This window comes from Pseudomonas sp. 4CAES_32.4 (genome assembly GCF_058136335.1).
Genome location: NZ_CM176882.1, coordinates 1242690 through 1254947, shown reverse-complemented (window position 1 = coordinate 1254947; position 12258 = coordinate 1242690). Strand labels below are relative to the sequence as shown.

General features: G+C 59.7%; 10 protein-coding genes and 1 pseudogene. 8 read left to right on the top strand and 3 right to left on the bottom strand.

Going from position 1 to position 12258, the window contains the following annotated elements:
• Positions 1–26 precede the first annotated feature (26 nt).
• Positions 27–845: a tRNA cyclic N6-threonylcarbamoyladenosine(37) synthase TcdA gene (tcdA, locus tag AC3Y64_RS05490; protein ID WP_150743265.1), complete on the bottom strand. Its 819-nt coding sequence runs from the start codon at positions 843–845 to the stop codon at positions 27–29.
• 214 nt (positions 846–1059) lie between these two features.
• On the opposite strand from tcdA, the gene AC3Y64_RS05485 reads away from it, so the two are divergent.
• From AC3Y64_RS05485 to AC3Y64_RS05470, 4 genes are all read left to right on the top strand, one after another.
• Complete coding sequence (locus AC3Y64_RS05485) at positions 1060–3648, top strand: glycosyltransferase (protein WP_489986708.1); 2589 nt, start codon at positions 1060–1062, stop codon at positions 3646–3648.
• A gap of 203 nt (positions 3649–3851) precedes the next feature.
• A complete protein-coding gene (gene dapE / locus AC3Y64_RS05480; RefSeq protein WP_158960584.1) occupies positions 3852–5003 on the top strand; it encodes a succinyl-diaminopimelate desuccinylase in 1152 nt (383 codons plus the stop codon).
• Positions 5003–5812 (top strand): putative RNA methyltransferase, encoded by an 810-nt coding sequence (locus tag AC3Y64_RS05475; RefSeq protein ID WP_489986707.1) that lies wholly within the window; start codon positions 5003–5005, stop codon positions 5810–5812. The genes dapE and AC3Y64_RS05475 overlap by 1 nt, the downstream gene beginning before the upstream one ends.
• Before the next feature lie 76 nt (positions 5813–5888).
• Positions 5889–6266 (top strand): hypothetical protein, encoded by a 378-nt coding sequence (locus AC3Y64_RS05470; protein WP_064120729.1) that lies wholly within the window; start codon positions 5889–5891, stop codon positions 6264–6266.
• Between the two features lie 90 nt (positions 6267–6356).
• Here AC3Y64_RS05470 and AC3Y64_RS05465 read toward each other — a convergent pair whose 3' ends face one another.
• Positions 6357–6566, bottom strand: coding sequence for a cold-shock protein (locus tag AC3Y64_RS05465; RefSeq protein ID WP_007908870.1), 210 nt, complete (start codon positions 6564–6566; stop codon positions 6357–6359).
• Between the two features lie 237 nt (positions 6567–6803).
• Between AC3Y64_RS05465 and plsB the strand changes: the two genes are divergently transcribed.
• From plsB to AC3Y64_RS05445, 4 genes are all read left to right on the top strand, one after another.
• Positions 6804–9302: a glycerol-3-phosphate 1-O-acyltransferase PlsB gene (gene plsB, locus AC3Y64_RS05460; protein WP_489986706.1), complete on the top strand. Its 2499-nt coding sequence runs from the start codon at positions 6804–6806 to the stop codon at positions 9300–9302.
• Positions 9303–9399: 97 nt separating this feature from the next.
• The gene (locus tag AC3Y64_RS05455; RefSeq protein ID WP_489986705.1) at positions 9400–10086 is read left to right on the top strand and encodes a hypothetical protein; all 687 of its coding nucleotides are present in this window, start codon (positions 9400–9402) and stop codon (positions 10084–10086) included.
• 51 nt (positions 10087–10137) lie between these two features.
• A complete protein-coding gene (locus AC3Y64_RS05450) occupies positions 10138–10536 on the top strand; it encodes a YbaY family lipoprotein (RefSeq protein WP_489986704.1) in 399 nt (132 codons plus the stop codon).
• 40 nt (positions 10537–10576) lie between these two features.
• The gene (locus tag AC3Y64_RS05445) at positions 10577–11266 is read left to right on the top strand and encodes a DUF4197 domain-containing protein (protein ID WP_489986703.1); all 690 of its coding nucleotides are present in this window, start codon (positions 10577–10579) and stop codon (positions 11264–11266) included.
• A 61-nt stretch (positions 11267–11327) separates the two neighbouring features.
• On the opposite strand, the pseudogene AC3Y64_RS05440 reads toward AC3Y64_RS05445, so the two are convergent.
• A pseudogene (locus tag AC3Y64_RS05440) lies at positions 11328–11507 on the bottom strand (DUF6124 family protein); the annotation flags it as partial.
• Between the last annotated feature and the right edge of the window lie 751 nt (positions 11508–12258).

Genomic DNA, 12258 nt, shown 5'->3' with positions numbered 1-12258 from the left:
AGCGATGGGGCCATCAGCCACACAGATTAAACTTGAGGTTTGACCCGATCTGAAGGACGCCTAACACCCGCCACAATCTTGTCCACAGCCTTGGTCGCCGCGACCATGCCGAACGTCGCCGTAACCATCATCACCGCACCAAACCCACCCGCGCAGTCCAGCTTCACGCCATCACCAACAAAACTCTTCTGCAAACAAATGCTGCCATCCGGCTTCGGATAGCGCAGTTGCTCCGTGGAAAACACGCACGGCACGCTGTAATGGCGGGTCACGGTACGTGAGAAGCCATAGTCACGACGCAACGTCGAGCGCACTTTCGAGGCCAACGGGTCATTGAATGTACGGTTGAGGTCGCAGACCTGGATCAGCGTCGGATCAATCTGCCCGCCCGCGCCGCCGGTGGTGATGATCTGAATCTTGCGGCGCTTGCACCAGGCAATCAGCGCAGCCTTGGCGTTGACCGCGTCGATGCAGTCAATCACGCAGTCGATGTTCGGCGTGATGTATTCGGCCATGGTGTCGCGGGTGACGAAATCCGCCACCGCGTGCACGGTGCAGTCCGGGTTGATCCCGCGCAGGCGCTCGGCCATGACCTCGACCTTGGGTTTGCCGACGGTGCTGTCCAGCGCGTGCAACTGGCGGTTGGCGTTGCTGACGCAGACGTCATCGAGGTCGAACAGCGAAATCTCGCCGACGCCACACCGGGCCATGGCTTCCGCCGCCCAGGAACCGACGCCACCGACGCCGACGATCGCCACATGGGCCGCGCGCAAGCGCTCCAGGCCCTCGATGCCATACAAACGGGCGATGCCTGCAAACCGCGGATCTTCTGTACTCATGACCATTACCCCAAAAACCGGCGCGCATTATAGGGCCACGCGGCGACAAGTTCTAAGCCTGCAGCTACAAGTGTAAGAACTTAAGTCAAAGTCGGCTGCCCAATGTCGGGCATTTCCCTGTCTGATGTACGACTTGTGAACTGCCGGTGTAGGATGCGCGCCCCTCGGGCGTCTAGCCGACCGATCCTTCGTTCCACAGCCTTTGGAACCCGAAATAGCTATGTCATCGCGTAAATTTGGACTCAACCTGGTGGTGGTTCTGGCAATCGCTGCCCTGTTCACCGGCTTCTGGGCGCTGATCAATCGCCCGGTTTCCGCGCCGAACTGGCCGGAGCAGATCTCCGGTTTCTCCTATTCGCCGTTCCAGCAGGGACAATATCCGCAGAAGGATCAGTATCCGTCTGACGAAGAAATGCGCCGCGACCTGGAGATCATGAGCAAGCTGACGGACAACATCCGCATCTACTCGGTCGACGGTTCGCTGCAAGACATCCCGAAACTGGCTGAAGAGTTCGGCCTGCGCGTGACGCTGGGGATCTGGATCAGCCCTGATCTTGAGCGCAACGAGCGGGAAATCCAGCGCGCAATCGAACTCGCCAACTCCTCGCGCAGTGTGGTTCGCGTGGTCGTGGGCAACGAGGCGCTGTTCCGTGAAGAGATCACCCCAGAGGCGTTGATCGTTTTGCTCGATCGCGTGCGTGCTGCCGTCAAAGTACCGGTCACCACCTCCGAGCAGTGGCACATCTGGGAGAAATACCCTCAGTTGGCCAAGCACGTCGACCTGATCGCCGCCCACGTTCTGCCGTACTGGGAGTTCATCCCGGTCGACAAGGCTGGCCAGTTCGTGTTCGACCGCGCTCGCGACTTGAAAAAGCTGTTCCCGAAGAAACCGCTGCTGCTCTCCGAGGTCGGCTGGCCGAGCAACGGCCGCATGCGCGGTGGCGCCGATGCATCGCCGGCGGATCAAGCGATTTACCTGCGCAACCTGGTCAACAAGCTTAACCGCCAAGGCTTCAACTACTTCGTGATCGAAGCGTTTGACCAGCCGTGGAAGGCCAGCGACGAAGGCTCGGTCGGCGCGTACTGGGGCGTGTTCAACGCCGCGCGCCAGCAGAAATTCAACTTCGAAGGCCCGGTCGTGGCGATTCCGCAATGGCGCGTGCTGGCGATCGGCTCGGTGGTGCTGGCGCTGTTGTCGCTGACGTTGCTGATGATCGACGGCTCGGCCCTGCGTCAGCGTGGGCGAATCTTCCTGACCTTTATCGCCTTCCTTTGCGGTTCGGTGCTGGTGTGGATCGGTTACGACTACAGCCTGCAATACAGCACCTGGTTCAGTTTGACGGTCGGTTTCCTCTTGGCGCTCGGCGCGCTCGGGGTGTTTATCGTCTTGCTGACGGAGGCGCATGAGCTGGCCGAAGCGGTGTGGATTCACAAGCGTCGGCGCGAATTCCTGCCGGTCGAGGGCGACTCCAGCTATCGCCCGAAAGTCTCGATCCACGTGCCTTGCTACAACGAGCCGCCGGAGATGGTCAAACAGACCCTCGACGCCCTTGCCGCCCTCGATTACCCGGACTACGAAGTCCTGATCATCGACAACAACACCAAGGACCCGGCGGTGTGGGAACCGGTGCGCGACTATTGCGCCACCCTCGGCCCGCGCTTCAAGTTTTTCCACGTGTCGCCCCTGGCCGGTTTCAAGGGTGGCGCGCTGAATTACCTGATTCCGCACACCGCCAAGGACGCAGAAGTCATCGCCGTGATCGACTCCGATTACTGCGTGCACCCAAACTGGCTCAAGCACATGGTGCCGCACTTCGCCGATCCGAAAATCGCTGTGGTGCAGTCGCCGCAGGATTATCGCGATCAGAACGAGAGCACCTTCAAGAAACTTTGCTACGCCGAATACAAAGGCTTCTTCCACATCGGCATGGTCACCCGTAACGACCGTGACGCGATCATCCAGCACGGCACCATGACCATGACCCGTCGTTCGGTGCTGGAAGAGTTGGGCTGGGCTGACTGGTGCATCTGTGAAGACGCCGAACTCGGTCTGCGCGTGTTCGAAAAAGGCCTGTCGGCGGCGTATTACCACGACAGTTATGGCAAAGGGTTGATGCCCGATACGTTCATCGACTTCAAAAAGCAGCGTTTCCGCTGGGCCTACGGTGCGATCCAGATCATCAAGCGCCACACCCGCAGCCTGCTGCGCGGCAAGGACACCGAACTGACGCGCGGCCAGCGTTACCACTTCCTTGCGGGCTGGTTGCCGTGGGTCGCGGACGGCATGAACATCTTCTTCACCGTCGGCGCACTGTTGTGGTCGGCAGCGATGATCATCGTGCCGCAGCGGGTCGATCCGCCGCTGCTGATTTTCGCAATCCCGCCGCTGGCGCTGTTTGTGTTCAAGGTCGGCAAGATCATCTTCCTCTACCGTCGCGCCGTCGGCGTGAACCTGAAAGATGCCTTCTGCGCGGCACTGGCCGGGCTGGCGTTGTCGCACACCATCGCCAAAGCGGTGCTGTACGGCTTCTTCACCAGCAGCATTCCGTTCTTCCGCACGCCGAAAAACGCCGACAACCACGGCTTCTGGGTGGCAATTTCGGAAGCGCGGGAAGAGTTGTTCATCATGCTGCTGTTGTGGGGCGCGGCACTTGGGATCTATCTGGTCAACGGCATCCCGAGCAACGACATGCGTTTCTGGGTGGTGATGTTGCTGGTGCAGTCGCTGCCGTACCTGGCGGCGCTGATCATGGCGTTCCTGTCGTCGCTGCCAAAACCTGCGGCCAAGCCTGAGCCGGCAACAGCATAATCGGTAACGGATAACGTCAAACGGCGGCCTTCGGGCCGCCGTTTTGCTTTAGAATGACCGCCTTTTTCAATGCCAACAAACTCGGTAGGAGCTGCCGAAGGCTGCGATCTTTTGATCTTGCTGTTGATTTTAAAAAACAAAATCAAAAGATCGCAGCCTTCGGCAGCTCCTACAGGTTTACCGTGCGCACCCGGAGTTATTACATGACGGCCCACGCCGACCTTTCGCCGACCCTCCAACTCGCCATCGACCTGATCCGCCGTCCGTCCGTGACGCCGGTCGACGCCGATTGCCAGAAGCAGATGATGCAGCGCCTGGGCGATGCCGGTTTCACCCTCGAGCCGATGCGCATCGAGGATGTGGATAACTTCTGGGCGACTCACGGCAACCACGACGGCCCGGTGCTGTGCTTCGCCGGCCACACCGACGTGGTCCCGACCGGTCCGGTCACCGCGTGGCAGATCGACCCGTTCAACGCGCTGATCGATGAACACGGCATGCTCTGCGGCCGTGGCGCAGCGGACATGAAAGGCAGCCTGGCATCGATGACCGTGGCCGCCGAGCGTTTCGTCGCCGATTATCCGAACCACAAGGGCAAGGTCGCGTTCCTGATCACCAGCGACGAAGAAGGCCCGGCGCACCACGGCACCAAAGCCGTGGTTGAGCGTTTGGCGGCGCGTAACGAGCGTCTGGACTGGTGCATCGTCGGCGAACCGTCCAGCACCACTTTGGTTGGCGACGTGGTGAAAAACGGCCGTCGCGGCTCGCTGGGCGCCAAGCTCACCGTCAAAGGCATTCAGGGTCACGTCGCCTATCCACACCTGGCGAAGAATCCGATCCACCTCGCCGCTCCGGCGCTGGCCGAACTGGCCGCCGAGCATTGGGATCATGGCAACGATTTCTTCCCGCCGACCAGTTTCCAGATCTCCAACGTCAACTCCGGCACCGGCGCGACCAACGTGATTCCGGGCGATCTGGTGGCGGTGTTCAACTTCCGGTTCTCCACCGAATCGACCGTCGAAGGCCTGCAGAAACGCGTGGCCGACATTCTCGACAAGCACGATCTGGACTGGCACATCGACTGGGCGCTGTCCGGTCTGCCGTTCCTCACCGAACCGGGCGCACTGCTCGACGCGGTGTCGGCGAGCATCAAGGACATCACCGGTCGCGAGACCAAAGCGTCGACCAGCGGCGGTACGTCCGATGGCCGTTTCATCGCGACCATGGGCACACAGGTTGTTGAACTGGGCCCGGTCAACGCGACCATTCACCAGGTCAACGAGCGTGTGTTGGCAGCGGATCTCGACGTGCTGACCGAGATCTACTACCAGACCCTGATCAAGTTGCTCGCCTGATGCTTGCTTGCCCCATTTGCAGTGAACCGCTGAATGCGGTGGACAACGGCGTGGTCTGCCCCGCCGGCCACCGCTTCGACCGTGCGCGCCAGGGTTACCTCAACCTGCTGCCGGTGCAGCACAAGAACAGCCGCGACCCTGGCGATAACCAGGCCATGGTCGAGGCGCGTCGCGACTTCTTGAACGCCGGGCATTACGCGCCGGTGGCCAAGCGACTGGCCGAACTGGCGGCGAGTTACGCGCCGGATCGCTGGGTCGACATCGGTTGTGGCGAGGGTTACTACACCGCGCAGATCGCCGAGGCCCTGCCGAACGCTGATGGCTACGCGCTGGACATCTCCCGCGAAGCGGTCAAACGCGCCTGCAAACGCAACCCGGCGCTTAGCTGGTTGATCGCCAGCATGGCCCGGGTGCCGTTGGCGTCGGGCAGTTGCCAGTTTCTCGCCAGCGTTTTCAGCCCGTTGGATTGGGAAGAGGCCAAGCGCCTGCTCAGTGTTGGCGGCGGCCTGATGAAAGTCGGCCCGACCAGCGGCCATCTGATGGAACTGCGCGAACGCCTGTACGACGAAGTGCGCGAGTACACCGACGACAAGCATCTGGCCCTGGTGCCGCAAGGCATGGCGCTGGCGCACAGTGAAACCCTGGAATTCAAACTGACGCTGGACAAGCCCGAGGATCGCGCCAACCTGTTGGCGATGACGCCCCACGGCTGGCGCGCCAGTGCCGAGCGTCGCGCGGCGGTGATCGATCAGGCCGAGCCGTTCGAGACCACCGTGTCGATGCGCTACGATTATTTCGTTCTTCAATAAACTTTTGGTCTCGGGCGAGTGCCCGGGGCCGGCTAAATCCGCGAATGGATTTTTCAGACCCGCAGTGAGGACATCCATGCGCCAACCGGATATCGAGATTTACCTGAAAGACGCCGACGTCGACCACAAGGCCATTTCCGCCTGGCTCGGCGAAGCCCTTGGCCCGTGCAGCGATTGGGTACAGAAAGGCCAGACCTACAAGTGCAAGGCCGGCAACGTGCCGGTGACCTGGCTGCCGAAAGCCGTGGGCAAATGGAACAGCCTGTACCTGGAAAGCGACCAGACCCCATGGGACGACGACATCGCCTGCGCCCGCGCTGCGTTTGCTGCGCTGAACGTGGAAGTGCGTTGCGCGCCGGGGACGTGGGTCGAGGAAGAAGGTGAGGAAACGGCGGATCGCTGGATGCGCATCAGCGCAGACGGTGAAGAAGAAATCACCTGGAAAACGGCTTAAAAGCAGCTGCAAGTTATGAGCTGCAAGCTGCAAGCCTCAAGCGAAACTGCTTATAGCTTGTGGCTTGCAGCTTGAAACTTGAAGCTGCTGTTACAAGCCTACAACGTCTTCCGCCTGCAATCCTTTCTCGCCAGTAATCACCGCGTATTCAACCTGCTGGCCTTCAGTCAGCGACCGGTGCCCTTCGCCGCGAATCGCGCGGTAATGCACGAACACGTCCACCCCATCTTCGCGCTGGATAAAGCCGTAGCCCTTGGCGTCGTTGAACCACTTCACGTTGCCGGTTTCACGTGTTGCCATCTGTTCATACTCCTTTCTTATTATTGAACAGGCTTTTCGCAGGAAAGCCTTTGCGGAACGTCAGCCTGCGCGCGACGTCCATTAAAGGGCCCCGGCGACAGAGCGCCGAGTATATGACAGGCGCAAAAAGTCTCAACAGGAGATTACTTCGCCGCTTTTTTGCCGATTTTCGCCTAATACGGCAAACTGTCGCCCTCCCGAGCAACCGCTCGGTTTATCAACTCACGCAGAAGCCGTATGACCCGTTCCCCGTTCCGCCGTCTTGTGTTTGGCACCCTGCGCCGACTGTTGTACCTCTGGGTTCGCTCGGAGACGATCAACCAGTCGTCGTTCACCCTCAACCTCGACCGCAGTCGTCCGGTGTTCTACGTCCTGCAAAACCCTTCGCTGACCGACCTGGCCGTGCTCGACACCGAGTGCACCAAGGCCGGCCTGCCGCGTCCGGTGCTGCCGGTGTCAGTGGGTCCTCTGATCGAGCCAGCAGCGTTTTTCTACCTGACGCCGGATCCAGACTGGCTCGGTCGTCAGGATAAACGCGGTGCGCCGCCGACCCTGACCCGACTGGTCAGCGCCCTCACCCAGAACGCCGCCGAAGACGCGCAGATCATTCCGGTCAGCGTGTTCTGGGGCCAATCACCGGACAGCGAAAACAGTCCGTGGAAATTGTTGTTCGCCGACAGTTGGGCCGTCACCGGGCGCTTGCGTCGATTGCTGAGCATCATCGTCCTCGGGCGCAAAACCCGCGTGCAGTTCTCCGCGCCGATCCATCTGCGCGAGTTGATCGAGCACAACAAGGGCCACGAACGCACCGTGCGCATGGCCCAGCGAATCCTGCGCGTGCACTTCCGCAATCTCAAAGCAGCGGTGATCGGCCCGGACATTTCCCACCGTCGAAATCTGGTCAAAGGCCTGCTCAATCAGCCGCTGGTCAAGCAAGCGATCCTCGACGAAGCCGAGCGCGAAAACATCTCCCCGGAGAAAGCCAAGGCCCAGGCCCTGCGCTACGGCAATGAGATCGCCTCGGACTACACCTACACCGCGATCCGCTTCCTCGAAGTAGTGCTGAGCTGGTTCTGGAACAAGATTTACGACGGCATCAAGGTCAACCACATCGAAGGCGTGCAGAAAGTCGCACAGGGTCACGAAGTGATCTACGTGCCGTGCCACCGCAGCCACATCGACTACCTGCTGCTCTCGTACCTGCTGTTCCGCAATGGCCTGACCCCGCCGCACATCGCCGCCGGGATCAACTTGAACATGCCGGTGATCGGCAGTCTGCTGCGGCGTGGCGGCGCGTTCTTCATGCGCCGCACGTTCAAGGGAAATCCGCTGTACACCTCGGTGTTCAACGAATACCTGCACACCCTGTTCACCAAAGGTTTCCCGGTCGAGTACTTCGTCGAGGGAGGCCGCTCGCGCACCGGGCGCATGCTGCAGCCGAAAACCGGCATGCTCGCGATTACGATGCGCAGCTTCCTGCGTTCGTCGCGGATGCCGATCGTGTTTGTGCCGGTGTACATCGGTTACGAGCGCGTACTGGAAGGTCGTACCTACCTTGGAGAGCTGCGCGGGGCGAGCAAGAAGAAAGAATCGATCTTCGACATCTTCAAAGTCATCGGTGCGCTCAAGCAGCGCTTCGGTCAGGTCGCGGTGAACTTCGGCGAGCCGATCAAACTGGCGGAGTTCCTCGACGCCGAGCAACCGGATTGGCGTCAGCAGGAACTCGGCCCGCAGTACAAACCGGCCTGGCTCAACGAAACCACCAATCGCCTCGGCGAAAAAGTCGCGCAGCATTTGAACGAAGCGGCGGCGATCAACCCGGTCAATCTGGTGGCGCTGGCGTTGCTGTCGACCACGCGCCTGGCGCTGGACGATCGCGCCATGGCGCGCGTGCTGGATCTTTATCTGGCGCTGCTGCGCAAAGTCCCTTACTCGCCGCACACCACCTTGCCGGAAGGCGATGGCCGCGCGCTGATCGAGCACGTGAAGGACATGGATCTGCTGTCCGAGCAGAACGATGCGCTGGGCAAGATTCTTTATCTGGATGAGCAGAACGCCGTCCTGATGACCTACTACCGCAACAACGTGTTGCACATCTTCGCCCTGCCGGCGCTGTTGGCGAGCTTCTTCCAGAGTGCTTCGCGCATGAGCCGCGAACAGATCCTGCGCTACACCCGCGCGCTGTATCCGTACTTGCAGTCGGAGCTGTTTATTCGCTGGTCGCTGGACGAACTCGACGGCGTTGTCGATCAGTGGCTGGAAGCGTTTGTCGAGCAAGGCCTGCTGCGTTTCGAGAAAGACGTCTATCTGCGTCCGGCGCCAAGTTCGCGGCATTTCGTGCTGCTGACGCTGCTGTCGAAGAGCATCGCCCAGACCTTGCAGCGCTTCTACATGACCGTGTCTTTGCTGCTCAACAGCGGGCAGCACAGCATAAGCGCCGAAGAGCTGGAAGACCTCTGCACCGTCATGGCCCAACGCCTGTCGATCCTCCATGGCCTCAACGCTCCGGAGTTCTTCGACAAGAGTCTGTTCCGCCACTTCATCCAGACAATGCTCGACCTTGACGTGTTGCGCCGCGACGAGGCTGGCAAGCTGAGCTATCACGAACTGCTCGGCGAACTGGCCGAAGGTGCGGCCAAGCGTGTGCTGCCAGCGGACATTCGTTTGTCGATCCGCCAGGTCGCCTTGCATCGTAGTGAAGATGCGGCAGAAACGGCGGTCACCGCCGAGGTCTGAAACTTGCCGACAACTAACGAGGAGCCCGTCGGGTTTTCTCGTTAGTTGATTCGTGGATAAATAGGCTTACTTTAATAATCACGATAAGGATATCGAGATGAGCCTTTTACACGAACAAACACCCATCGTTACTGTCGACTTCCGTTTGCCCGCTAACTTCCGCGCACCACAAGGCGGCGAGAATGAAACGGTCGTCAGCGTCAAAGTCGTTAATTCCAAATCGCCCATAAACGTCAAAGACTGGCGACACTCTTCAATCTTCGATGTTGGCTGGAAGTTTTCATTCCCGCATCATTACAGCGATGTCGGCGTGAAGTACCAGATCAACGTGCAGATGTTCCATGACCAACAGCCTTTGCTGGTGGAACTGGACTATTTCGTCATCGTCAATAAAGCCCCGCACCGGCAAACCCTGCATCTGAGCCCGATCGGCTTTTTGTATGTCGAAGTGCAAGAGCCTCGCGCTATTGCCGAGCATGAAGCCGTGACGATCAGTTTGCACGATGCGGACAACCCCAATGCTGAACTGGCCAGTGCCACCCACGATGAACAAAAAGCCACTTCGTTCTATATGGAATACGATCCTGACAGCGTCATTGCGGGGAAACGCTATACATTGAGTGGCATTGAAAACCGCTACCACCAATCCATTCCGGTCACGCCGTGGTATGTCGAACTTGCCCCGGTTTCACGTAACTTGCGTGCGCGGCTATCGCATTGGATTTCGCAACGCCTGGAAAAACCATTACGTTTGTTCACTGACGCTAATGGCAAAATCCGCTAGATTTCCCTTCGGCGCCGGGATTCTTCCGGCGCAAAAGTATTAGAGGTTCCGATGAAAAAATTGACCCTGCTCGCTGCTGCTACATTGCTCAGCGCCTGCCAATCGACCACCCCAGCCGGCAAGAACAGCCTCGACGGTGAAGTGTTCTATCTGCAACGCATCGCCCTGCCACCGAGCGCTACCTTGAGCGTAAGCCTGCAGGATGTTTCCCTGGCGGATGCGCCGGCAGTGGTGCTCGACGAGCAGAAGGGTCCGGTTCAAGGCCAGGTGCCCTTGCCCTTCCACTTGAGCTACGATCCCGCCCAGGTCAAACCGGGCCACCGCTATTCGGTCAGCGCACGCATCGAAGTCAACGGCGAGCTGATGTTCATCACCACCGAAAACCATGCCGTGCAACTCGACGGCAACGACCCGCAGCCGCTGAAAATCCGCGTCGACGCCATTCGCTGATTTATTTTCCGCAACCCCATCCCGCAACAAGGAAGCCGTCATGCTCCGCCCTACCCTTCACTTCGCCGGCCTGTGCGCGGGCCTGATGATCTGCGCCAATGCCCTCGCCCTCTCGCTGAGCGACCTGTCGCAGAAAGACGCCACTGGCGGCCTCAAGGATGCCCTGACCCAAGGCGCGCAAATCGCCGTCAAGCAGCTCGGCACCCCGGGTGGCTTCAGCAACAACCCGGACGTGAAGATCGAACTGCCGGGCAAACTCGGCAAAGCCGCCAGCAAGATGAAAGCCTTCGGCATGGGCGCCCAGGTTGAAGAACTGGAAACCGCGATGAACAAAGCGGCCGAAGGCGCCGTGACGCAGGCCCAGCCAATCCTCGTCGATGCCGTGAAAAAAATGAGCGTGGCAGACGCCAAAGGCATCCTCAGCGGCGGCAATGACTCGGCCACGCAATACCTCGACAAGTCCAGCCGCGAACAGATCCGCGCCAAGTTCCTGCCGATCGTCAAACAGGCGACCGACAAAGTTGGCGTGGCGCAGAAGTACAACTCGTTCGCCGGCCAGGCTGCCGCGTTCGGTGTGGTAGACGCGAAGAGTGCGAATGTGGAGAACTACGTGACCGAACAGGCGCTGAACGGCTTGTTCGAAATGATCGGCAAACAGGAAGAAACCATCCGCCAGAACCCGGCTGCAGCGGCGACCAGCCTGGCGAAGAAGGTGTTTGGGACGTTGTAAGGTTCTGAACGATAAAAAAGCCCGTTGGACCTCTCAGGTCCAACGGGCTTTTTATTGGGTGTCAGGTTTGCGGATCGACTTGATCGAGAACCCGATTCACCGATGACTCCGCGAGGAAAATCATTTGCTGAATGCCCAACAGCGCGCTGCATGTGAGTCCGTTCAGCGTGAATGCCAACTCAGTGGCCATGACATTCGCAGAGGCAAGCGTTTCGCAGGCTTGGGTAAGTAGAATTTCAGTTAGAGAGTGGTTGGCTGTGAGGCCACCATCGCCAGCAGGGCTGGCTCCCACAGTTGGATCGAGTGCATTCAGTTAGGGACTGGTCGGCTGTCAGGCCGCTTTCGCTGGCAAGCCAGCTCCCACAGTTGGATTGAGTGCATGCAGTTAAGGAGTGGTCGGCTGTCAGGCCGCTATCGCCAGCAGGGCTAGCTCCTACAGTTGGATCGAGTGCATTCAGTTAGGGAGTGGTCGGCTGTGAGGCCACCATCGCCAGCAGGGCTGGCTCCCACAGTTGGATTGAGTGCATTCAGTTAGGGAGTGGTCGGCTGTCAGGCCGCTTTCGCTGGCGAGCCAGCTCCCACAGTTGGATTGAGTGCATTCAGTTTGATAGTGGTCGGCTGTCAGGCCGCTATCGCCAGCAGGGCTAGCTCCTACAGTTGGATCGAGTGTATTCAGTTAGGGAGTGGTCGGCTGTGAGGCCACCATCGCCAGCAGGGCTGGCTCCCACAGTTGGATTGAGTGCATTCAGTTAGGGAGTGGTCGGCTGTCAGGCCGCCATCGCTGGCAAGCCAGCTCCCACAGTTGGATTGAGTGCATTTAGTTTGATAGTGGTCGGCTGTCAGGCCGCTATCGCTGGCAAGCCAGCTCCCACAGTTGGATTGAGTACATGCAGTTAGAGACTGGTCGGCTGTCAGGCCGCCATCGCTGGCAAGCCAGCTCCCACAGTTGGATTGAGTGCATGCAGTTAGAGTCCGGTCGGCTGTCAGGCCGC